We start from the raw sequence: 24,847 nt of genomic DNA, 5'->3' as shown, positions 1-24,847 counted from the left end.
ATGTTTTTTAGCGGTGATTTAGCTATTTTTTTGCTGACCTCCGTCCTGCTCGCAATGACACCAGGCCCGGACAATCTATACGTACTCACACAATCTGCACTTTATGGCAGCAAAACGGGGGTGATTATTACCTTGGGATTATGTAGCGGTCTGATTGTCCATATCTTGGCAGTGGTCATTGGCATAGCAACATTATTAACGACCAGCCCCGCGGCCTTTTTCTTGCTAAAAGTCATTGGCGCCAGTTATTTACTCTATTTAGCTTGGCGCGCATTTAAAGCCGAACCTATATCAACTTTAAAAGATGGAGCGTCGTTGCATAATTCAATAGCCTTATTAAGAACCGGCTTTTTGATGAATGTCAGCAATCCCAAAGTAGCGATATTTTTTCTGGCTTTCTTACCGCAATTTGTTGAAGCCGATAAAGGCTATGTGTCAGTACAGATTTTATGTTTAGGACTTATTTTTATGGCAAGTGCGCTGTTAGTATTTTTTGTGATAGCAATGAGCGCAGCTAAGTTGGGGAAATGGTTATTACGGTCAGCCTGCGCACAAAATATTCTCCATACCTTCACTGCCGTCATATTTATACTTCTGGCTGGCCGACTATTATTTATTCAACCGTAGCTATCAATATGATTACCCAGCTTGCTGCGAGTATCTTCGTCGGCAATCGATATAGGCTCTGCTGGCACTACATCAGCCACCTGGGCTTTCTGTTCTGCTTTCTCCTGCTGCCGTTTTAACGCTTCCAATTGCTGTATCTGTGCCTGCAGTAATTCGATCTGTTTTTGAATGGCTTCCGCTTGTTTTACCGAATCTTCACTGGGCTCCTGCCCCAGTTCTTTGAGCTTATTAAATAAATCGACCATTTTTTTCTTTAATGCAGCAATACGTGAATCAAGCGATGTGCCACTAGGCGCTTGCTGTTTTGTTGTACCGCTGCTGCGAACTGATGAGAGATCGACATTCATAATAGATATCCAAACATACAAGTAAGAAAGTCCTTTTCTATACACATCGTCATAGAGCCGCTTTTCTTTAATGGTTATTAGCTTCGTTTTTTTCTACTACACTATTTTTATTACAAAATCAGGACTTCATAACTTAATTTTTTTACTCTATATTGATAGCTGTCACACCTTAAATAGTTTAATAAAGACGCATATCGACCACGCAAGAATACCTTTTCCGCTGAATGTCGTGCCTTATCGAATCACCGATGATTTCATATTGATAATCAATATGTTGATATGGTTATTCTCTATTTTAGTGTTACATCAATTAAGACGATTAGATGTGCGTATCGTTATTTAGCATAGTTGCTAACACGACCTGTGTATGCGCAAGCAATCATATTGTTTGCCACACAGACGAATACGTTTATCAAATTAACAATTAATCATCAGCGATTAAGGGATAGAAAAATGAGTGGAAATGAATCACGTCTGCAAGCGATTTCAAACATCATAAACCGCCAGAAAACAGTCGTTCATAAACCTGAAGCTCTAGATAAAATCTGGGCGACGGATGTTTTCAACCTGGCCAAAATGGAAGAAGCATTAAACAAGTCAGCCTTCAAGGCGGTTAAGCAAACTGTTCAAACAGGTGCGCCATTAGATCCCGCCGTTGCAGACGTTGTTGCTGCAGCGATGAAAAACTGGGCCTTATCAAAAGGCGTGAAGTTCTTCTCTCATATTTTTTACCCCATGACCAATATCACCGCGGAAAAACACGACGGTTTTATTGTGACCAATGCTGAAGGCAATGCCATCACAGAATTTTCAGGCAGCCTATTAATCAAAGGCGAACCAGATGGCTCGTCATTCCCTAACGGCAGTTTACGAATGACGAATGCCGCGCGTGGATATACCGCTTGGGACCCGACAAGTCCAGCTTTCATTATGCATACTGAAAATGGCTCAACACTCATGATCCCGAGTGTTTTCATGTCATGGACTGGTGAAGCACTTGATAAGAAAATCCCTTTACTGCGATCAATTTCAGCCATGGATCGTGCAGCTAAGAAAGTCCTGACCTTAATGGGTGAGACAGATATTGCCCCGCTTAATTCGAGCTGTGGTGCTGAGCAAGAATACTTTTTGGTAGACAGTAATTTTGCATTGGCACGTCCTGATTTATTGTTAGCGGGCCGTACATTATTTGGGGCTGCTCCAGCAAAAGGTCAGCAGTTTGATGACCATTATTTCGGTGCTATTCCTGAACGTGTTCAGGTCTTTATGCAGGACTTTGAAGATCAGCTTTATCGTTTAGGTATTCCTGCGAAAACACATCACAATGAAGTAGCTCCGGGCCAATTTGAAATTGCACCTTATTTCGAGTCAGCCAACATCGCTGCTGATCATCAGCAATTAATGATGACCTTGATGAAAGCTACGGCAAAAAAACATGGCTTTATGTGTTTGCTGCATGAAAAACCTTTTGCCGGTGTCAATGGTTCTGGAAAACATGTTAACTGGTCTGTTGGCAATGCCACGCAAGGAAACTTGTTGGACCCAGGTAAAACACCTCATGATAATCTGAATTTCTTATTGTTCTGTGGCGCCGTTATTCGCGGTGTACATCAATATGGACCCTTGCTTCGAGCCGTGATTGCATCTGCATCTAATGATCACCGTCTGGGTGCTAATGAAGCGCCTCCAGCCATTTTATCTGTGTATCTTGGCGACCAATTAGAAAAAGTATTTCAAGATATTAAAGCAGGCAATATTGCGACCTCGAAAAAAGGTGGCGAAATGGATCTGGGTCTGTCACAAATTCTAAAATTTGAACGTGATCCGGGTGATCGTAATCGTACTTCACCATTTGCTTTTACGGGTAATCGCTTCGAATTCCGCGCTGTCGGTTCATCACAATCCGTTTCCGGGCCATTAGTCGCGATGAACACCATGTTGGCTGATTCCCTTGAATGGATTGCAGATAAGCTTAAAACTGAATTAGATAGTGGCAAAGACCAGACTAATGCTGTCCTTGCTGTATTAAAACAGTTAATGGAACAACACGGTAACGTCGTTTTTGGCGGCAATGGTTATTCAGAAGAATGGCATAAAGCCGCTGTGGAAGAACGTGGTTTGAAAAACCTGCCTACTTCTGCTGACGCTCTGCCCTATCTTCGTGATGATGCCATCCGTGAATTATTCGCTCGTACCGGCGTGTTCACACCTGTTGAACTGGAAAGCCGCTTTGAGGTCTATGCCGAGCAATATATTCTTTCTATTGAAGTGGAAGCCAAGCTTGTCATTGAGATGGCAAAAACGTTGATTTACCCATCTGCTTCACAATATCTAGCAGAACTATCTGTCACGCACACCAGCATGGCGGATTTAGGTATTGAAATGAATAATGCCGTTGTCAGCACGATCGCTCAAGAAACCAATGCGATGTTAACCACCGTAGCTGAGCTTCAAGCTGCAGTAGAAGAACATGACTTTGACTCCATTGAAGCGCATATGAAGTTCTGTGCGAACGAGATTCGCAGCCTGATGGATAAGGTACGCAGCCATGTTGATATGCTGGAAGGTGAGGTTGCCGATGATTTATGGCCACTGCCTAAATATCGTGAGATGTTATTTATAAAATAAGCAGTTTTGACGACGATAAAAAGGCCGCCATCAGCGGCCTTTTTTCTTACTGATATTGGGGAGAAATAGCTTTGCCACATTGTATTATTGAACATTCCGCTTCGACTGCCGACATCACAACTGATTCCGCCTTAGCGTCGACGGTGCATCAAGCTGCTATCGACGCTTTACTGTTTGAGCCTGGTCATATTAAAACCCGCAGCATTGCTTACCCAACATTTCAGTTGGGTGATAATCACAGCCACTTTATACATGTCACCGTCAGGCTTCATCGGGGACGAACAGAAGAACAGAAAAAACGTTTAACGAATCTGATTGTAGAACGTCTCTGTACTACCTTGCCTTTGGCCGATATCACCATTACCGCAGAAACTGTTGAGATTGATACTCCAGCCTATGCAAAAGCAACACTGGTATAAATATCAATATCACTGCTTAAGTTACGTTTAAGTAATTCATAGAACAATAACGCTGTCGACCTATTGATAATAGGTCACTCATCGAAATAGAGGCTTCAACTCTAATAGATTTAAAACAGTGAGGCAGCAGTGAAAACAGAACATCATGAGATTGTAAGCAAGGTACCGGAAGTCACCCTGATATTTTGGATAATCAAGATATTTGCGACCACCGTGGGTGAAACAGCTGGCGATTTAGTTTCAATGGCAATGAATATTGGCTATCTCATCAGTAGTATCATTTTTGCTGTTATTTTTCTTACTGTAGTGTCCCTGCAAATCAATGCCCGAACATTTAACGTATTCATCTACTGGGCCACCATTATTGCAACCACTACATTGGGTACAACCATTGCTGACTTTACCGATCGTTCTTTAGGGATTGGTTATGCCGGTGGTTCTACACTGTTGTTAGTATTATTGATGTTATCGTTATTTATCTGGCGCAACAGTGTAGGCTCAGTTTCCATTCAGCAGATACGTTCGCCCAAAGCCGAAATGTTTTACTGGATTACCATTTTATTCTCACAAACATTAGGAACCGCTTTGGGTGATTGGGTTGCAGATACTGAAGGACTGGGTTACGCAACTAGCGCGTTGTTATTTAGCGCAGTGCTTATCAGCATTGCCATTGTCTATTTCACTACCGCTGTTTCACACACTGTTTTGTTCTGGGCGGCATTTATTTTCACCCGACCATTAGGTGCGGTAGTGGGTGATTTTCTTGATAAACCCGTGGCTGAAGGTGGTCTGGCATTGAGTCATTTGGGGATAACCAGCTTATTGCTGACGCTGATGTTAATTCTGATATTCAGTTTTAAACAGCGGGCGGCTAGACTATCGCATTGACTGTTCAGCGATGTATCCCCCTTGTTTGAAAACGGATAGACTTCATTGATAAAGATATTTTGGCTGGATGTCGGACATGGATGTTAATCTTAGGCTATGCAACGACAGTCATGTATCATTGTTTAATAAGCATTGACCCTACTCTTAACAAGATCATTTCAGCTAAACAATAAGCGTGTTATATGAATCAACAACCCAATAACCCATTACATGGCATTACGCTTGAAACGATTGTTACCGAACTGGTCGATCATTTCGGCTGGGATGGCTTTGCTCAGCGTATCAACTTGAACTGTTTCAAGAACGATCCCTCTGTTAAATCCTCTTTGAAATTTCTGCGTAGAACAGACTGGGCCAGAAAAAAAGTCGAGCAACTTTACATCAGTACATTCAGCCGCTAGCACGATGCCACATTGGATATATTTAGCTATCGCTATTGTTGCTGAGGTCATTGCAACCTCAGCCCTGAAAGCAAGCCATGAATTTACCCGACTTATTCCCACGATAATTGTCGTTACCGGCTATCTGACCGCTTTTTACTTTCTGACTCTTTCACTGAGAGTCATTCCTGTTGGTATTGCCTATGCCATCTGGGCTGGGCTTGGAATTGTGCTTATCGCCATCATCTCCTGGATACTTTACGGGCAAAAACTCGATTTGCCTGCCCTGCTTGGCATGGGCTTAATTATCTCAGGCGTGCTGGTGATCAACCTCTTTTCTAAAACCGGTGGGCATTAACCACACGCTTGTTTATTAGAGAAACATGCCACCGGAAGCTTCAATTCGCTGACCGTTAACCCATGCACTATCGTCACTAATCAGCATTGCCATCGCCTTTGCAATATCATCTGGCAAGCCGACTCTGCCTAAAGCAGTCTGATTAGCGATACTGCGATTCAGCTCGGCATTATCTCGTACAATGCCGCCACCAAAATCAGTTTCAATGGCTCCCGGTGCCAGTGTATTGACTCTAATCTGCTTTGTACCGAGTTCCTTTGCCAAATAACGTGTTAATACTTCAACACCACCTTTCATCATAGCGTAAGCGGCATAGCCAGGGAGACTGAAACGCGCTAAACCTGATGAGATATGAATAATCTGACCTTGAGGCGCGATCATCGCTAACAACGATTGGGTAAGAAAAAACGGTGCTTTCAGGTGAATGTTCATCAAGGTATCAAAATCAGACTCGGTGGTATCTTCAAAAGACTTATGTATGCCAATCCCCGCATTATGAATAATGACATCCAGCTGGTTGGATTCAAACGCCGTTCCAAGTTGAGTTTTAACAGCATCGGCAAAGCTTTTAAAAGTAGACGCTTGACTGACATCCAATGCTATCGCTGTTGCAGCCCGCCCTTTTTCCTGAATGGCGTTTACCACTTCCTCAGCTGCAGCCTTATTTTTGTTGTAGGTAATCATCACGTCACAGCCTTTGTCTGCTATATAAAGCGCAGTTTCGCGTCCCAGCCCTCGACTACCACCTGTAACCAATACTAGTTTTTTCATCTTAATTATCTCTTCTGGTGAGTTCACTGAAATCATAAAGACCAATTAATTCATGATAAACAGACAAAAACCGATATCATTGTTTGGATATAACAAACAATAGATTAGGCAAGTATGGATAAACTGGAAAACATGAAACGGTTTGTTACTGTCGTACAAACAGGCAGCTTTACCCGTGCTGCAGATGTGCTTGGTTTGCCTAAATCCAGTGTCTCCGAAGCCGTTAAGTCACTTGAGCAACAGATTAAAACCAGACTTTTACAACGAAGTACCCGCCAGATTCATCTCACCCATGATGGCGAAATTTATCTTGAAAAATGTCTATCCATTCTTGACCAAGTAGACATGCTCGACACGCATTTCTTACATCCCTCACAGCTATCTGGCACATTGCATATCGATATGCCTAGTCGCTTTGCCGCCAATATTATTCTGCCAAACCTACATGACTGGTATGACAGTTATCCAAATATCAATATCAAACTCAGCTGCCATGACCAACGCACAGATTTAATTAAAGACGGTATTGATTGCGTTATTCGTGCCGACCAACTCGAAGATAGCAGCTTAATTGCACGGCCATTACTCATGTTATCAACGATTAATTGTGTCAGTTCGAACTATGCAGATAAATATGGCGTACCCATGTCTCTTAATGATCTACATCACCATGTATTAATTGATTACGCGCAAAATCTGCAAACACAAACACCCGTATTTGAGTATGTAAAAGAGGAAGTTGTCCATCATTTACCAATGACAAGCAAACTCCAGGTTAACAGTACAGATGCCTATTTATTCTCCTGCTTATCTGGTCTGGGACTCGCCCAGATTCCAGACTTAAGTGCCCGAAGCTATATAGAAAGTGGTGAGTTGATCGAAGTATTGCCAGACTTAAAAGCACCTGCTATTCCAATTTCCATCATATATCCATCGCGCAGACAAATCCCTAAACGACTGAGCTTATTTATGGATTGGTTGGAAGCCCAGACCAAAAAGGTTCGGCCAGATTAATCCAAACAAGGTCTCAAAGTAATTAGGCCACAACAAAATAGACAGCATATTTTTTCTGTGCTAAAACCATTTTAAACGTAGGTATTTAGCATAGCTTGCTGAAGCCATTTAACTATACGTTTACTCTGTGGTTTAAGCAGAAAAAGGATACTTCCGTTTGGACGCCAAAGCAGCCGCTGAAAGACCGGTTAAACAAGATGAGAAAACGGCACTACAAGCCGAAATCATCAACATGTTGTTCGGTAGCAACCTCAAATCCTTTATCGTTGCTAGCCTTGTTGCTATCACACTGGCCTATGTGGAATACGATCAAGTCAACAACATCATATTATTTGGTTGGTGCGTCATTTTTTGCTTCGTTTATGGCCTTCGCTTCTGTACCACGCTGTATTTTCAACGACACTCAGCTAATTACCCCACAGATTATTGGTTAAATATATTCCGGTTATCAACTCTAGCGTGTGGAATGGCATGGGGATTTGCTGGGTATTACTTTCTTTCAGAAACCAATGAAGTCGCTCATAAAGCTTTCATTACGCTCGTTATTGTCGGCGTAACAGGGGGTGCGATGGTGGTATATGCAGTAGATGCCATTACATCAAAATTATTCTCTGGCAGTATCTACCTGCTATCTTTGCCCGGCTTTTTTACCAACGAGACAGAACTGTCACTGGCAATGGCCATTCTGTTAGCCGTTTATATTGTCTATATTTCAATAGCATCGACTAATTTAGGTAAAAAGCTTCATGAAAACATCTTGCTACATCATGCTGCTATCAAACAACAGGAAGAAATCGAGAAATTATCTCAACATCAACGTATCCATTTAGACCATACCCCGATGGGCGTGATTGAATGGGATCTCAATCTATGCGTTGTTTCATGGAATGCGGCCGCGCAGGAGATTTTTGGCTATAGTCAAGATGAAGCACGTCATCAACATGCCAGTTTTATTTTGCCATTAGATATTCAACATCAAGTGCTTCAAAAAATGCACAAACTCATTTCAGAAGGCAATTCGACACATTGTCAAAATGAAAACCTGACCAAAGAGCATGAGATTATTTACTGTGAGTGGACCTATACCGCTTTACGTGACAGTGAGAATCAAGTCGTGGGTTTAGCCACGCTAGTGCAGAACAAAACGGAATTCAAAAAAAATCAGGATGAAATCCAATACCTTGCTTATTACGATACATTAACTGACTTGCCTAACCGACGCTTATTAACAGACCGTGTCACACATGCGATACATTCAAGCAGTCGAAACAAATCTTATTGCGCTATTTTCTTTATCGACTTGGATAACTTTAAAAATATTAATGACTTACACGGCCATTCTGCTGGCGACATGTTACTAAAATCGGTATCAACACGACTTAAAACACTGCTAAGAGAAGAAGATACTATTGCCCGCTTTGGTGGAGATGAATTCGTGATATTAGTCGAGAATATTGGTGAAACACTCGGCAAAAGCAAAAAAATAGCAGAATTAATCTCCAATAAAATCATCAATGGAATCAGTGATATATACAGTATTGGCAATGTTCAGTATCGGACTTCGTGCAGCATTGGTATTTGCAACTTTCTCGGCGATACTCTATCCGTTAATGAAATCTTTAAACGCGCTGATAATGCCATGTTTCAGGCTAAGTCAGATGGTCGTAGTTGTTTTCGCTTTTTTGATGAAAAACTGCAACCAAGTATTGAATTCAAAGCCAGCCTGGAAAATGACCTCCGCGATGCTATTTTTGATCGCGATATCATTCCCTACTTTCAGCCACAGGTGAATCATCGTCATGAATTGATCGGAGCAGAAATTTTACTGCGTTGGCAACATCCTAAACATGGCATGATTTCACCGGCAGAGTTTATTCCGATTGCTGAAGACTCTGACATTATTCACCGTATTGGTACTGAAGTATTGCAAAGTGCCTGTAAACAATTAGCGATTTGGCAGAATAATCCCGAAACAGCCCATTTAGTATTATCCGTTAACATCAGTGCACGACAGTTTATGCAAAAGAACTTTGTTGAAACTGTCTTATCAAGCATTCAGATATATCACTGTTCTGGCTCGCGTTTGCGACTGGAAATAACTGAGAGCCTGATGTTAAAAAATATCAATGAACTGGCCACAAAGATTGAAAAATTACGGTCTTATGGCATCACTTTATCACTGGATGACTTTGGCACGGGCTACTCTTCTCTATCCATACTACGTAGCTTTCCACTCGATGAAATCAAGATCGATAAAAGTTTTGTCGATCACATGCTGGAAAATGCAAATGATGCTCATATCATTCGAACAGTCATTAATATGAGCAATCATATGGGCATGACAGTGATTGCTGAAGGTGTAGAAACTGAAGCTCAGGAAGCTTTCCTGGCTGAAAACGGCTGTTTGAATTATCAAGGGTATTTATTTGGCAAACCTATGCCTTTAGACGACTTTAGCGATTACATCAAAAAGCCCCTATCTCTTCATTAAGCCACTGCCTTTATCACATTCGATTAAGTAGTGATTTGAGGCTATAATTCTTTCCTTGCGATCGTAGCCCGTCACACCTCACTCAATTGCTGCTCGCTACTGCTGTAATCACTTTTTAGCTATATAAATCCCTTATCTATGAAATCAATCTTAAAATTATTAACTTTATTATTTATCGTTATCACTATTCAATCTCCTGTCTTTGCCGCTGATAGCGCCTCCGGCTGGCAAGACGAGGTAACACAGCTAGAAACGATTTATGGTGGACGTATTGGTGTATCGGCATGGAATGCAAATGATGGTCAACAACTTCACTACCGTGAAAATGAACGGTTTGCCATGTGCAGTACCTTCAAATTATTACTCGTCGCTAATGTGTTACAGCGTATTGACCAAAAGCAAGAAAAGCTTGAACGATTAATAAGTTATGATAAATCTGAGATTCTTGAATATGCGCCAGTGACATCACAACATCTTGATAAAGGATCAATGACGGTAGCAGACTTGAGTAAAGCCGCATTGCAATTAAGTGATAATACTGCTGCCAATTTATTGCTTAATACCTTGGGAGGTCCACAAGGACTAACTGATTATCTCCGTAGCTTAGGCGATAACACCACTCGCTTAGATAGAATTGAGCCAAATCTGAATACTAACTTAGCTGAAGATCCTAGAGATACCACCACCCCCAAGGCGATGCTGTTAACCTTAAAAACCCTCTTACTTGGTGACACTTTATCTGAAGCATCGAAACAACGTCTCATTCACTGGTTAATTGGCAACCAAACAGGAGATGACAAAATACGTGCTGGTGTTCCCGCAACATGGCTTGTCGGTGATAAAACCGGATCAGGTGCTAATGGTGCCAATAATGATGTTGCTATTATCTGGCCGGAGGCTGGCCACCCCTATCTATTGATCGTGTATTACTCTGGCTCAGAACGCTCAAAAAATGAAAAAAATGCGGTCATCGCAAAAATCAGCCAATCGGTAAGCAAAGTGTTTTACCCTGAGTAAACACGATGCAAAATATATCTATTAATCAGATGATGTATTGATTACCCCCCAAACGTTTTGCTTCATACATAGCATGATCAGCATGCTGCAATAATGTTTTTTCGACATCACCATGAACGGGTAATAAAGCAATACCAATACTGCTAGACAAATGAATCTCACAGCCGCCAACGATAAATACCTTTGCCATCGTCTGCCTTATTTTTTCTGCAATAGATTTTGCATCTTGCTGATGACTTATCGTTTCGAGTAATACGACAAATTCATCACCACCGAAGCGGGCTACCGTATCAGAACTTCGAACACACGACTGTATTCGCTCGGCAGCTTGTTGTAATAAGGCATCCCCGACATCATGGCCAAAAGTATCATTCGCCTGCTTAAAGTTGTCCAAATCAAGATAAAACAAAGCCAATTCAGTTTTTTGTCTTAGCGCCCTTGCGATGGCAAGCTGCATGCGGTCATGGAACAACTCACGATTTGCCAGGCCGGTTAAATGATCATACATCGCCAGAAAGCGTAAACGGTCATGCAGTTGTTTCCGCGTAATTGCAGCAGCAACTTGCGTTGAAATATATTCAAGTAAATGTTGGCTATCTTCGGTATTGATATGCTGAGCCTCAACTCTGGCAATCAGACTACCTATAACACGTTCTGCTGTGCACAGTGGTACCTTGATCCAACCATTATCAGTATCGAAGCATACCTTTCTTGAATCAATCCAGGATGTCAGGTTCTGGCTGAGATGCGCATGCAGCAATTCTCCATCGACATCACTACTAGTATAAGCAAACGTCAGAAGTTGAGTTTGCTGGTCATACAATGCAATAACAAAATCACTGATCGGTAATAGTGTCTCCATGATTTGATGAATACGCTTATACAATGATGACAAACTTTCTTCATGATGTGCCGCTTCAGAGATCGCATACATAGCAGACTGAATCGCTTCAGCGCGTTTATGCCGGGATATATCTCTGGCAACGGCTATACGAAAAGCCTCATTGCTCGCCCACTTAGCTGACCACAGTAAATAAACAATCTGTCCATCTTTACGTATATAGCGGTTCTCAAAGTCTGTTTTTTCCAGGCCATTCATAATGTCGTCAACCGCATTGAGCGTGGCTTCACGATCATCAGGATGAACCATTTCCAGCATTTGTTTACCCAATAACTCCTCCCGTGAATAACCGAATATGCGTTCAGCACCAGCACTGAGGAAAAGGAAATGGCCTTCTTTATCAACGATACAGATCGCATCAAGTAACATATCAATGTAGTGACTTAATGATTCGAGTTTTTTCTGATCTAGTAAATAATTTGGATCTGACGACATAGAGTGTCCAACAACAAAAAGCTATAACCTAATTAAATTGAATATGACATGGCACAAATAGACGAACTAAGACCATGGGCTTAATCTGCTATTTTAGTATCACCTGACGAATTAGACTTTTCTTGTTCATAGTTAATGGCCCGAATAGGATAAGGAATAGTAATACCCTCTTCTTTAAAACGTTGATGCAAAGCTTTAATAAATTCAGATTTAATAAAAAATCGATTGAAGTATTCTTGTGCTCTTAACATCACCGTGAAGTTTATACTCGAACTATCAAAGGTATGAAAAATAACAAACGTCTGATAATCAGGCACGCCCCATTTGTGGGTTCTCAGAATATCACGGGCTACTTCCAGTGTTACCCTTTCAACATGTTCCAAATCGGAATCATAATGTACCCCGACCTCAACAGGGACTGACAGTTGTTTCTCTGGATAGTAATAATTAATAATCTTCGATTGAGATAAAACACTGTTCGGAATGATGATAAAGTTATTTGGCAACATTCTGATCCACGTTGTACGCCAACCGATTTTATCTACAAATCCCTGTTCACCAGACTCGAGTTCAATAAAATCGCCAACACGAATGGGTTTATCTATGACTAACTGCACACCTGAAAAAAAGTTGGTTAATGTTGGCTGTAGCGCTAAAGCCACGGCGAGTGAAGTGATACCCAGTGACGCTATGACAGGTGTAATCGCGATCCCCATGGTGCCCAGAATGATTAAAACGCCCAGCCCGAGGATGAGTGCACGAGTAACGCCCTGCATAATTGAACTGCTGCTTTTCAGCGTAGACGATTTCTCGGCATAGTGTCCGACAGTACCCGTCAGAAAACCATCGATGAACAAAACCAGTGCAGCGACGATCAATAGTCGTGCGGTGGAATTAAACATACTAAAGTCTGCTTCTACATCGAAATAGACGACAACATGTTCAGATAGTTTTATGGTTAATGCCAGCAAACACAGTGTCAGTGGAAAGCTGATGACTTTGACCAACAGCTTATCGTAATAAAAGCTGGTTCTTGCCGTGACTTTTCCAACTCTGAGCAAAATAAACTTTTTCACTACTAACAGAAGAATAAATAAGCTGATGACGACCGCCATGGCTACCGACCATTCAGGCAAGGATGAGAAAAACTGATCAAGTTTGTTCATGCTGATTCCTCAATAAACCTAGCTATTTCATGCAGATGTCATGCCCGAGCCAATGCATCATTTCTAACGAATATAAAAAAACCGGCAATGCCGGTTTTTTTAAAGATAATGCCAATGCAAAATTACATTGATTCAGCTTCTTTAATCGCTTTCTTGACGATACGACCAACACCGCCTGAAACATCTTGTGCTTTAATAGCTTCTAGGTTAACTGGATTACCTACGATTACCGCTCCTCCCATACCAGCACCAATATGAGGTGTGCATTTGTAGATGTAAACACCTTCTTTATCAAAAGTATGAGTCACATCCTGGCTCATCTCTGATTTGAACAGCTCAGCACCCTCAGGAACCAGGCCTTCTATCATTTCCACATTATGGGTACTCATATTAGTCCAGCTGACACTATCACCAGGCGCAATCTTAACGACCAGAGGACTGAATTTTAACCCTTGCGTCGTGACAGTATGCTCTGCAGCAAACACATTCATTGTCATCAACACAGTCGAAGCAGCAACACCTATTACAGCAGTTTTCAACATTTTCATAACTTCTCCTTTTTGTTTACCAGATTATTTCAACAATTCGGGCGTGAAAATCATGCGAATTTTATAGTGACAAAAACAATCATCCGCTATTCGTAAACGAGGCTTATATTTGAACACTTTCCACACGATTTCTTCCTAATTGTTTGGCTTTGTATAACGCTTTATCTGCTTCGCTTAGCAACTGCTCCGAATGGAGGCTGTGAAGAGACAGATTCGCAACACCAATGGAAATCGTAATGTGACCAAGATATTCGCCATTAAACTCAATACTTTTCTTTGCAATGGTATTTCTTAACGCTTCGGCTTTGTCTACCGCATTAGCTAATGTCGCATTTGGCATAATCACCACAAATTCTTCACCGCCATAACGACAAGGAATATCAGTCTCCCGGAAAAACTCATGCATCAAATGAGCAAGTGTTTTGAGCACATAATCTCCCGCTTCATGACCATATTCATCATTAAAGCGTTTGAAATGATCAATATCACAAATTAATAGTGACAAAGTCTGTTGCTGACGGTTGGATAACTGCGTCTCACGATAAAGGGCGTCGTCGAAATAACGACGATTGCGCAAGCCAGTTAATGCATCTTCAAAGGAAAATCGTTGTAGTTCCTCTCTCAGTTTAATACTGCTGAGGGTGACACCCAGCCTTAATTTTACTCGGCTAATCAAGTCATCCAGATTTTCACGAGGTATTAATAATCTTGAGCTGGAATTAGCCAGTAAGATGTGGACGAAAACATTATACGAGCCATCAACTTCCTGTAGCTCGATTTGTGCAAGTACCGAATCAAACGGCTGATTTTCAATCGATGCTGACACTTTTACTTCAACAGGCAAAAAAACTTCCGGTAATTTGCGTATCAGAATTTTTCTTGCTTCATCGAGATCGTGACATGCTTGTAAACGGCTGTTTAATTCTTCTAACTTAGCACCAAGCATATTAAGCCTGTGTAGTTGCTCTGCTCTTTCCTGTTCAGCTTCAGCATAAGCATGAAGAGTGGCAGTCCGTTCAGCCACCTTCATTTCCAGATGCTCGTTGAGTTCTTTTAATGCTTTTTGTACATGAGAATAGTGCCGAAGTGAAATTAGCATTAACACCAAAGCAAAGAGCAAGGCAGCTATTGAAATATCCAGGTTAATCCAAGGCAAAACACTATTGGCAATTCCCATATCCAGTAACAGAAAAATGCCATACACCGTGAATGACAACATCACAAATTGCTGATCTGATCCTGGCAAAGGTCGCATGCTTAGCCCCAAGCCAATAATAAGAATAATTGAAATGGCGAATAAAGCATCAAAAACCGGAAAGGTCGGCGCCAGTTCTATGACACCCAGCATTGATAACATGATAGCAATGACTAGATAACTACCATGAAAGTAAGCAATTTTTTTCAGCCAATTTTTTTGCCAGGCTGATGACCATGAAGATAACAATAAACAGATAAAAACTGGCAGTGCATAATAGGAAATCGCCAGCAGATAGACGCGAAACAAAGGATAATTAAAAACAAACTGCACTGCATGATTTTCGGAAAGCAACATCAGCGCCGAAGTTAAGGAAAATGCAGACAAATAAAGGAAATGACGATCATTTTTCTGCATCATCGAAAAGGCAAAGGTGATGATAGTGACAAACAATGAAAATAACGCCACCAGAACTTCAAAATACGCATTTTTCAAGACATAAAACAGTAAGTTTGATTGTTCAAATAGCTTAACTTCACCCCACAAACCAATATCACGATAGTTAGAATACACCCTGAAATATATGGTTTTACCAGCATAATCTGTTGGCAAACTTATCGAATGCCATGGCCAGCCATAAAATGTTTTTTTATCTTTTTGATCAAAATCACCGAATTGATAGATTTTCTTATTATCCAGAAAAACTTCAGCCATTAAGTCAATACTGGTTATATATAAAACTGGATGCAGGTACTGATGCCCAGAATCTGGCAATTTAGCTTTAAACCAAACTGTATTATGCTCATCCCGATTTGGTGGTTTTACAGGAGAATTGATATCTGTCCAGTCAGTACTAACATTTTGCGGTGCTGAAATCCATTGTGGTATTCCATCAACAATGGGTGAATCCCCCCATCGATATTGCCAGCCTGTCACTTCTTCAGCTCCATGCTCATGCATAGCAAACGCGGGAGACAACAGAGTTAATAGAGAGAACAGTAAGAAATATCGAGCCATAGTCACATTAAGATAATGTGTAATTAAATCCTTTCTCACTCCAATCTCTCACTGTCTAACTAAAGAAACAAATTCAAACAGCTAGACATCCTTTCCAGCTCGATGCAGATAGGGTCACAAAGGACCTGGTACTTAAAGATAGTATTCATTCTTTTACGGCAATAAACTCTGTTACTTAAATGAAACTTTACATCTATAGCAGACGTTATAAGTCTATATACCTTGTTTGTTGTGTAAAAAGTTCTCATAAAAAAATTATAAAAACAATAAAAAACAAAAACTATTAACACAATACAACAAACTTTCTCCAAATCATCATTGCTGAAGCCGCCAGTAAGTCATCAAAATTAAAGAAAAAAAGCGCAATGCCAATAAAAGATATATATCCCCAGTGAGTTCTAAGGAGTCAAAAATGATGAGCGTAGCGATTAAATTAATGAACTCTCTCAGCTACCCCAAAAAAATGACGCTTATCACCAGTGTGTTGCTGATCCCTATACTACTGAGTTTTTTTCTACTGATTTATCATCTCAATAAGGTCGTCAATGAAAGTCATCATGAGCAAAAAGGGCTGGAATATCTAAAAGCATTGAAACCTTTTTATCAGCAACTTCCCCAACATCGGGGAATGACTAATGCATACCTCAATGGTGCTGCAGAATTTAAAGAAAAAATCCTGAGCAAACGTCAGGATATCCAACAAAGCATCGAAAAAATTGATGTTATTGATCAGCAATACGGTTCAGAATTTCAAACCTCATCATTATTGAATGAAATCAAGCAGGACTGGTTACTCCTATCTAATGACGATAGCGGAACAGACTCAAATGCTATTTTTACAGCACACACTCAACTGATCACAAAAATACGACGCTTGATGAATCTTGTTAACCATAACTCCAGGCTGATTGTGGATCCTGAGCTTGAAACCACATTCATCATTGAAACCATTGTCAGTTATATTCCCCTGCTTGCTGAGAATATTGGCCAAACACGAGGATTAGCCTCAGGTATCGTAGCTGATAATGAAATCACCACAGAACAACGTATTAAACTCACAGCAACACTCAGCAAAGTTCAAAATGAAGCTGACAACACTCAGCAAGCGATAACACATATCATTGAGCACAATCCCAAGCTGAAAGAATCGATAGCAAAACTGGAACAGGATCGAGAAAACATTCTTGCACAGTTTATTCATATCATTCAGCAAGATATTCTGGAGAGTAACAGTATTAAAGCTGATGCCGATTCCATTTTTAATCTGGGTAGTCAGGCTATTTCAGCAAACTATGCGATGTATGACTATTTGGCTGATGCTTTAAGCACATTACTTGATGAACGGTTATCGAACCTGCAATTTGAGAAAAACCTAGTCATCACGATTATCGTCATTGCACTTGTAGTTGCGCTTTATCTGTTTATTGGTTTTTATCAGGCAACAGTGAATATGATCAGCCATATTACTCAGGCCTCTCAGCGTATTGCTATGGGTGATCTCACCATACAAATTGATAGCCCTGCTAAAGATGAAACTACGGATATATTTAAAGCACTCAATGAAATGACACATAATTTAAATACTATCGTCAATCAATTAAGACTCAACGCAAATGAGTTAGCTGCCGCTTCCGAAGAGTTATCAGCAAATACCCTTCAGTCAAAATCTAACTCGCAGGAACAACAAAACCAGTCTGAACAAATCGCCACAGCAATGAATGAAATGTCCAGCACGATTAGAGAAATCGCTCAGAATGCTGAATTATTAGCAGAAGAAGTCCGTACAGCGAATAATGAATCACAGTCAGGACAAGCGGTCATCTCTGAAACCGTGAAATCCATTCATTCTCTCACTGAAGATGTCGGTAGAGCTGCCATGACCATTGCTGAACTGAGTCAGAGTAGTGAGCAGATTGGCTCGGTATTAACCGTGATTAAAGGGGTTGCGGAACAAACTAATTTACTGGCTTTGAATGCAGCTATTGAGGCAGCCAGAGCCGGTGATCATGGGCGCGGTTTTGCTGTTGTTGCCGATGAAGTTCGCTCCCTCGCCAACAGAACACAAGAGTCTGCTGAGCAGATTCAAGTCATGGTGGATAACTTGCAGCAAAAAACCAAACAAGCAGTGCTGGTAATGGATAAAGAAAAATCCAACGCCGCTGGCATGGTCCAATACACTGAGTCGGCGACGCAGTCCATTTTGAATATTGTTAATTCCATGACTCAAATTTCTGACATGAGTACCCATGTAGCCAGCGCAGCTGAAGAACAAGGTTTAGTCTCAGAAGAAATTAATCGTAATATCACCCGGGTTTCTGATTTATCTGAAGACAACTTGCACGGTAGTGAACAAATTTCTATCGCCAGCCAAAACCTGGCAAGTCTGGCATCACAACTCAATACCATAGTGCAGCGATTTAAAGTCTGAATCTTGCAGTCATAAAAAAAGGGCCTGAATGCCCTTTTTTTATTAAAAGAGTAGATTTAGTTAACCCAACATCTGGCATTCTGGAACAGTCTTGCCCATGGACCATCCTTACCCCAGTCATCTGGATGCCAGGAGTGCTGAACTGTACGGGTGACGCGCTCAGGATGAGGCATCATAATCGTTACTCGACCATCATCTGTTGTCAGAGCAGTCACACCACCGACCGAACCATTCGGATTCATTGGATAACTTTCTGTTGCCTGACCATAATGATCGACATAACGCATGGCGACGATTGCCTGCTGTTCTGAACCTGTCTCACTGTAATCCACACGGCCTTCACCATGAGCAACGGCGATTGGCATGACTGAACCCGCCATACCTTTCAGCAGTACAGAAGGCGACTCAACAATTTCTACCAGAGAAAAGCGTGCTTCAAACTGTTCAGATGTGTTGCGTGAGAAGCGAGGCCAGTGATCACTACCCGGAATCAGCTCTTTTAACTGCGATAACATCTGACAGCCATTACATACACCCAGTGCAAAGGTATCAGGACGATGGAAGAAATCTGTGAACTGTTGACGTGCACGATCGTTATGCAAAATAGTACTTGCCCAACCACGACCAGCACCAAGCACGTCACCATAAGAGAAACCACCACAGGCCACTAAACCAACAAAGTCCGTCAGTTCAATGCGTCCTTCCAGAACATCGCTCATATGTACATCAATCGCATTAAAACCAGCATGATCAAATGAGGCAGCCATTTCTACCTGACCATTAACCCCCTGCTCACGCAGAATGGCGACTTTTGGACGATGTCCACTAACGATAAGTGAACTGGCGATATTTTCAGCTGGGTTAAATGATGGCTTGGCAAATAAGCCCGGATCATTCTCATCCAATAAAGCATCAAACTCTTGTTTAGCACAGTCTGGGTTATCACGTAATGCCTGCATTTGATAGCTGGTTTCAGCCCAGAAGCGCTGCAATGTCACACGTGATTCATCAATCACCAGTTCTTTTTCAACATGAATACGAATCTGCTGTTGTTCTGTCACTTTACCGATAGCAAATGACATTGAGGTCAAATTGTAATCTTTAAGAATATTCATTACGTGGTTCAAATCAGCATGAGGCACTTGAATCACCGCACCTAATTCTTCATTGAACAAGACTGACAGCGCATCTCCTAAACCATTGAGATGAATGTCCAGACCACAGTGACCAGCAAACGCCATTTCAGCAAGCGTGACAGCAAGACCGCCGTCCCCTCTATCGTGGTACGCCAATAACAACGCTTCATTCTTCAGGCGTTGAATGGCATTAAAGAAGTTTTTCAAATGTACCGCATCATCAATATCAGGCGCTGTAGTGCCGACCTGACTGAATACCTGAGCAAGTGCAGAACCACCTAAACGGTTTTTATTTTGTCCCAAATCGATATAAATAAGATCTGTTTCACCTAGATCTGTTCGCAATTGTGGTGTGCTGGTTAGACTTGCATCAGTAACAGGTGCAAAGGCACTGATAATCAAAGATAAAGGTGATGTTACCGCTTTGGTTTCACCTTTTTCATCCCATACCGTTTTCATTGACAATGAATCTTTGCCAACCGGAATCGCAATACCTAACTCAGGGCACAATTCCATCCCAATCGCTTTAACTGTGTCATACAGCAGAGCATCTTCACCGGGGTGACCACAAGCGGCCATCCAGTTAGCAGACAGTTTAATGTCGCCTAATTTATCAATTTTTGCCGCTGCAATATTGGTAATCGCTTCACCTACCGCGATCCGACCAGATGCAGCCGCATTAATCAGAGCAATTGGCGCGCGCTCGCCCATCGACATGGCTTCACCTAACACATCGTGATGATCAGCCAATGTCACAGCGCAATCAGCGACAGGGACTTGCCACGGGCCGACCATCTGGTCACGTGCAACCAGACCAGTCACACTTCTGTCACCAATGGTAATCAAGAAGTTTTTGCTGGCTACAGTAGGTAGTTTAAGTACACGCTCCAATGCGTCACGGGCAGATACACCGTCAAGATCAAGCTCAGGATAGCTTTGTTTAACATGCTTCACTTCACGCAGCATTTTGGGTGGTTTACCCAATAAAAGTGATAACGGCATATCAATCGGTGATGTTTCATTATCAGCATCACCGAGTAATAAATGTTCTTCTTCTGTCGTTTCACCTACCACGGCCCACGGGCAACGTTCACGCTCACAGATCGCTTTGAATTCATCAATACGATCAGGGTGAACGCCAAGCACATAACGCTCCTGAGATTCATTACACCAGATTTCCATCGGTGACATACTGGGTTCATCATTTGGGATAACACGCAGTTCAAAACGGCCACCACGACCACTGTCATCGACGAGTTCAGGGAAAGCGTTGGACAGACCACCTGCACCGACATCGTGAATCGCAATGATCGGGTTTTGCTCACCCAGCGCAACACAGCGGTCAATGACTTCCTGACAACGACGTTCCATTTCAGGATTGCCACGCTGTACAGAAGCAAAGTCCAGCCCTTCATCACTGGCACCAGAATTGACGGATGAAGCCGCACTACCGCCCAGTCCGATTAACATGGCTGGACCACCCAGTACAATTAATTGTACGCTTGGATCCATAATGCCTTTTTCAACATGCTGTGGACGGATAGAACCCATGCCACCGGCAACCATAATCGGTTTATGGTACCCACGTACTTCAAAACCATTATCCGTCGGCACCTGCACTTCATAAGTACGGAAGTAACCGCACAGATTGGGGCGACCAAATTCATTATTAAATGCGGCCCCGCCCAAAGGACCATCAATCATGATTTCACGGGCAGAGGCCATACGAGCCGGTTTACCGTAAGGTGTTTCCCAGGGTTGTTCAAAGCCAGGAATTTCCAGATTGGAAACAGAAAACCCGGTTAAGCCTGCTTTCGGTTTTGAACCCCGTCCTGTTGCACCTTCGTCACGAATCTCACCACCTGCACCAGTGGATGCACCAGGGAACGGAGAGATGGCCGTAGGATGGTTATGCGTTTCCACTTTCATCAGGATGTGCTGAACTTCACCTTCATAATGATAATGGCCAGTCGCCATATCGACCTGAAAACGGTGACTTCTTGGGCCTTCAATTACAGATGAGTTGTCACTGTAGGCTTTCACAACCCCTTCAGGATGAAGGTCATGGGTGTTGCGGATCATATTGAATAAGGTATGAGGCTGTGTCTCGCCATCAATGATCCAGTCAGCACGGAAAATTTTATGACGACAATGCTCTGAGTTCGCCTGAGCAAACATCATTAATTCAATATCGTTGGGATTACGGTCTAATAAGGTGAAATTTTCAAAAAGATAATCAATTTCGTCTTCGGCTAAAGCCAGGCCCATTTGCTGATTAGCCAGTGCTAATGCCTCGCGACCACCGTTTAGAATATCGACACTGACTAATGACCGTGACTCGCCATGCATAAATAAACGATCGGTTTCATCCACGCTTTCAAATACCGTTTCGATCATACGGTCGTGTAAGAAGCTAGCAACGCGATTTTTCTGGTGTTGACTGAGTGTTTCAGAGGATTCAACAAAAAAAGCAACGCCCCGCTCAACACGTTCAACATTTTTCACACCACTGTTAATGGTGATATCGGTGGCTTTGCTTGACCAGGGAGAAATAGTGCCGGGTCTTGGTGTCACCAGGAAAAAGCTTTCATTGTCTTTTGCTTCGCTTTCGCGCGCTTCTGCTTCAAGCAGTGTTTCAAGAATCTGATGCTCCGCCGAAGGCAAAATACATTCATCATCTATTTCAATAAAATAACGAAACTCAGTTCTAACAGCCGTGACAACAGGCACTTCAGCCTGAATGCTGTTTAGTAATTTCTCCAGACGGAAAGCAGAAAAAGCCGGGCGGCCAATCAATTGCAGCATGCGGATCCCAATTCAAGATAAACTAAAGCGATAATGATACTTTATGTAAGGTTTAACGCCCAAATAAAATCCGCTGGAAATCATAATGAGTGTAGCTGTTCACAATCGACCGGGCCCAATTCGTCAATTAATGGCGATGGTATACGACTTTTTACTTTTACTATCCGCCTTATTATTCGCCGCTATTATTCCGGTTGCGCTAAATGGTGGTGAAGCCATTACACCGGGCAATGTGTTTTTTTTATTATATTTACTGTCAGTGTGTTTTTTATTCTATGGCTGGTTCTGGACTCATGGAGGACAAACCCTCGGTATGCGAGCATGGAAAATAAAACTTATTAGCTTAACTACACCGTCAATCTCTTGGAAACAGGCAGCCATACGTTTTAGTTTAGGCGTTATATCCTGGCTCTGTCTGGGCTTGGGATTCTGGTGGCAATGGCTAAGTAAAGATAAACAAAGCTGGTATAACCAAGTAGCAAAAACCTCTCTTATCTTTGTCAAAGAATAAGCCGAACAACATAAAGTTGTTTTTAGCATGGCTTTTTTTTGTATTCATGCCTAGAATTGGGTTCAACACAGCTTAAGGAACAAGGCTGATGACATGGATAAGCATCAGAATCCTCATCACTTTATTGTTTCTGGTATCGCAAGATCTACCAGCTCAAAATGTTATTGCCAACGTTCAGGTTGAGACCAAGCAATTAAGCAAAACCAATGCTCGTTCGATCTTTGCCATGCGAGTTCATCAATGGTCTGATGGCACACCAATCAAAGTCTTCGTTCTTCAAGATCAGAACCCTACGCATAATGAGTTTTGTAAGTCTATATTGGGCATGTTTCCATACCAGCTCAGACGAATTTGGGACCGGCAGGTTTTTTCTGGAACAGGCGCTGCTCCCGTAGTCGTTAACTCTGAACAGGAAATGCTTAATGCTGTCGCCAGTACGGAAGGGGCAATTGGCTATATCAGTTTGGACAACGCTGATACACACGAAGGTATTCAAATGATTAAGGTGGACTTATGAGGGTAATACTACTATCCATCTTTCTCAGCATTTCGACAGCTGCGGTTGCCGATGATGATACACCTTGGTTTGAACGGATCGTGTTACACGGTTTTGCATCTCAAGGTTACATACATACAACTGACAATCATTTTTTTGGTCCGAGTGATGATGGTAGTTTTGAATTCACTGAAGTTGGTATCAATGGCAGCTTGAGTCTCAATCCCAAACTCAGGCTATCTGCCCAACTATTGTCCAGACAAGCAGGTAGATTTGATAACGGCTCGCCACGACTTGATTATGGCTTAATTGATATTTCCCTGTATTCCTCTACCACCTACTCTTCTGGACTCTACATCGGCAGAATCAAAAACGAAATTGGTTTGTATAACGAAACGCGGGACGTGGCTCATACAAGAAGCGCTATATTCCTACCTCAAGTGATTTATTTCGATAAAGTCAGAAACACCATTATGGCAGCCGATGGTGTGCACTTTTATAACAACCTTGATCTAGATAGCGGTACGGTCTTTATGGAAGTAGGCACCGGCTATACCTTGGCAGATAAAAATGTTGAATATGCCTATATGGGTGATGACTGGGCAGGCTCAATCCAAAACGATAAATTGGGTATCTTCGGAAAACTCCTTTATGAGCATAATGGCGGTCAATGGATATATTCAATCACAGGGACAAGAGTCACGCTCGATTTTGATGCTGGTGCGAGTGACCGCGTACCCTTTCCTTTCGGTCCGGGAATGAATTCAGGCGAAATTGAAATCGATTATACCGTCCTCTCAGGTCAATATAACGGTGAGAAATGGCAATTTACCAGTGAAGTTGCCTTTGAAAATGTTGATTATATTGATATCGGTGGTCCCGTATCACAGATGAATATTAATTCAATTGGTTATTACTTACAGGCAAATTACAATTTTACGCCTGCATGGCAAGCCTTCATCCGTTATGAAGAATTCCAGCTAAATAAACATGACTGGAACGGAAAAAAAGCAGCTAGACAAAACCGCATCAATAGTCAGCAACTGGCTGCAAATGGGATCAATCGAGCGCCCGTTCCAGCACATGAATATTATTCAAAGAGTTGGGTGTTAGGTGGACGCTGGCATATTTCACAAAACTTAATGCTTCGGACCGAGTATCACATTGTGGAGGGCGTAGCGACACTATCACCACGGGAAAACGATGTGACCGATACTAATAAAAGGTGGGATATGTTTGCTGTATCTCTGTCATATCGGTTTTAGTGCT

The 24,847-nt window shown here is 42.0% G+C and carries 20 protein-coding genes; 13 read left to right on the top strand and 7 right to left on the bottom strand.

Annotated features, from left to right (window positions below; genetic code table 11):
- On the top strand, positions 1-627 hold the full coding sequence (locus tag MAMP_RS04820) for a LysE family translocator (protein WP_007144865.1): 627 nt from the start codon (positions 1-3) through the stop codon (positions 625-627).
- Here MAMP_RS04820 and MAMP_RS04815 read toward each other — a convergent pair.
- A complete protein-coding gene (locus MAMP_RS04815) occupies positions 618-974 on the bottom strand; it encodes a FlxA-like family protein (protein ID WP_007144864.1) in 357 nt (118 codons plus the stop codon). The genes MAMP_RS04820 and MAMP_RS04815 overlap by 10 nt on opposite strands.
- A gap of 453 nt (positions 975-1,427) precedes the next feature.
- Between MAMP_RS04815 and MAMP_RS04810 the strand changes: the two genes are divergently transcribed.
- The 5 genes from MAMP_RS04810 to MAMP_RS04790 all read left to right on the top strand — a co-directional run bounded on the left by MAMP_RS04810 (position 1,428) and on the right by MAMP_RS04790 (position 5,647).
- Positions 1,428-3,602, top strand: coding sequence for a glutamine synthetase III family protein (locus MAMP_RS04810; protein ID WP_007144862.1), 2,175 nt, complete (start codon positions 1,428-1,430; stop codon positions 3,600-3,602).
- 71 nt (positions 3,603-3,673) lie between these two features.
- A complete protein-coding gene (locus MAMP_RS04805) occupies positions 3,674-4,021 on the top strand; it encodes a 5-carboxymethyl-2-hydroxymuconate Delta-isomerase (RefSeq protein WP_040576197.1) in 348 nt (115 codons plus the stop codon).
- A gap of 129 nt (positions 4,022-4,150) precedes the next feature.
- A complete protein-coding gene (locus MAMP_RS04800; protein ID WP_007144860.1) occupies positions 4,151-4,909 on the top strand; it encodes a COG4705 family protein in 759 nt (252 codons plus the stop codon).
- 182 nt (positions 4,910-5,091) lie between these two features.
- The gene (locus MAMP_RS04795) at positions 5,092-5,310 is read left to right on the top strand and encodes a VF530 family protein (RefSeq protein ID WP_007144859.1); all 219 of its coding nucleotides are present in this window, start codon (positions 5,092-5,094) and stop codon (positions 5,308-5,310) included.
- Between the two features lie 4 nt (positions 5,311-5,314).
- Positions 5,315-5,647: a DMT family transporter gene (locus tag MAMP_RS04790; RefSeq protein ID WP_007144858.1), complete on the top strand. Its 333-nt coding sequence runs from the start codon at positions 5,315-5,317 to the stop codon at positions 5,645-5,647.
- A 15-nt stretch (positions 5,648-5,662) separates the two neighbouring features.
- On the opposite strand, the gene MAMP_RS04785 is transcribed toward MAMP_RS04790, so the two are convergent.
- Positions 5,663-6,418, bottom strand: a complete 756-nt coding sequence (locus MAMP_RS04785; RefSeq protein WP_040576196.1) for an SDR family NAD(P)-dependent oxidoreductase — start codon at positions 6,416-6,418, stop codon at positions 5,663-5,665.
- Between the two features lie 132 nt (positions 6,419-6,550).
- Between MAMP_RS04785 and MAMP_RS04780 the strand changes: the two genes are divergently transcribed.
- The 3 genes from MAMP_RS04780 (at position 6,551) to bla (ending at position 10,940) form a co-directional block, all read left to right on the top strand.
- Positions 6,551-7,432 carry a LysR family transcriptional regulator gene (locus tag MAMP_RS04780; RefSeq protein WP_158005154.1) on the top strand — a complete coding sequence of 294 codons (882 nt, stop codon included), beginning with the start codon at positions 6,551-6,553 and terminating at the stop codon, positions 7,430-7,432.
- Between the two features lie 157 nt (positions 7,433-7,589).
- A complete protein-coding gene (locus MAMP_RS04775) occupies positions 7,590-9,923 on the top strand; it encodes a putative bifunctional diguanylate cyclase/phosphodiesterase (RefSeq protein ID WP_007144855.1) in 2,334 nt (777 codons plus the stop codon).
- A 138-nt stretch (positions 9,924-10,061) separates the two neighbouring features.
- The gene (bla, locus tag MAMP_RS04770; protein ID WP_007144854.1) at positions 10,062-10,940 is read left to right on the top strand and encodes a class A beta-lactamase; all 879 of its coding nucleotides are present in this window, start codon (positions 10,062-10,064) and stop codon (positions 10,938-10,940) included.
- A gap of 25 nt (positions 10,941-10,965) precedes the next feature.
- Here bla and MAMP_RS04765 read toward each other — a convergent pair whose 3' ends face one another.
- The 4 genes from MAMP_RS04765 to MAMP_RS04750 form a co-directional block, all read right to left on the bottom strand.
- Positions 10,966-12,276 carry a sensor domain-containing diguanylate cyclase gene (locus MAMP_RS04765; RefSeq protein ID WP_007144853.1) on the bottom strand — a complete coding sequence of 437 codons (1,311 nt, stop codon included), beginning with the start codon at positions 12,274-12,276 and terminating at the stop codon, positions 10,966-10,968.
- Between the two features lie 80 nt (positions 12,277-12,356).
- Entirely contained in the window at positions 12,357-13,442 is a 1,086-nt protein-coding gene (locus MAMP_RS04760) for a mechanosensitive ion channel family protein (protein ID WP_007144852.1), read from the bottom strand.
- Between the two features lie 122 nt (positions 13,443-13,564).
- Positions 13,565-13,990, bottom strand: a complete 426-nt coding sequence (locus tag MAMP_RS04755; protein ID WP_007144851.1) for a plastocyanin/azurin family copper-binding protein — start codon at positions 13,988-13,990, stop codon at positions 13,565-13,567.
- A 103-nt stretch (positions 13,991-14,093) separates the two neighbouring features.
- Positions 14,094-16,241 (bottom strand): diguanylate cyclase, encoded by a 2,148-nt coding sequence (locus MAMP_RS04750; protein WP_139031830.1) that lies wholly within the window; start codon positions 16,239-16,241, stop codon positions 14,094-14,096.
- A gap of 376 nt (positions 16,242-16,617) precedes the next feature.
- Between MAMP_RS04750 and MAMP_RS04745 the strand changes: the two genes are divergently transcribed.
- Positions 16,618-18,630 carry a methyl-accepting chemotaxis protein gene (locus MAMP_RS04745; RefSeq protein ID WP_139031829.1) on the top strand — a complete coding sequence of 671 codons (2,013 nt, stop codon included), beginning with the start codon at positions 16,618-16,620 and terminating at the stop codon, positions 18,628-18,630.
- A 56-nt stretch (positions 18,631-18,686) separates the two neighbouring features.
- Here the strand turns inward: MAMP_RS04745 and purL are convergent, their stop codons facing one another.
- The gene (gene purL, locus MAMP_RS04740) at positions 18,687-22,571 is read right to left on the bottom strand and encodes a phosphoribosylformylglycinamidine synthase (RefSeq protein WP_007144848.1); all 3,885 of its coding nucleotides are present in this window, start codon (positions 22,569-22,571) and stop codon (positions 18,687-18,689) included.
- 85 nt (positions 22,572-22,656) lie between these two features.
- Between purL and MAMP_RS04735 the strand changes: the two genes are divergently transcribed.
- From MAMP_RS04735 to MAMP_RS04725, 3 genes are all read left to right on the top strand, one after another.
- On the top strand, positions 22,657-23,082 hold the full coding sequence (locus MAMP_RS04735) for an RDD family protein (protein WP_007144847.1): 426 nt from the start codon (positions 22,657-22,659) through the stop codon (positions 23,080-23,082).
- Between the two features lie 88 nt (positions 23,083-23,170).
- The gene (locus MAMP_RS04730; protein WP_007144846.1) at positions 23,171-23,599 is read left to right on the top strand and encodes a type 2 periplasmic-binding domain-containing protein; all 429 of its coding nucleotides are present in this window, start codon (positions 23,171-23,173) and stop codon (positions 23,597-23,599) included.
- Positions 23,596-24,843, top strand: coding sequence for a hypothetical protein (locus MAMP_RS04725; RefSeq protein ID WP_007144845.1), 1,248 nt, complete (start codon positions 23,596-23,598; stop codon positions 24,841-24,843). Before MAMP_RS04730 ends, MAMP_RS04725 begins: the two co-directional genes overlap by 4 nt.
- The last annotated feature ends 4 nt before the right edge of the window (positions 24,844-24,847 follow it).

The sequence above is a fragment of the Methylophaga thalassica MP genome (genome assembly GCF_000214595.1).
Lineage (GTDB): Bacteria > Pseudomonadota > Gammaproteobacteria > Nitrosococcales > Methylophagaceae > Methylophaga > Methylophaga thalassica.
This window is presented reverse-complemented; position numbering and strand designations above follow the sequence as displayed.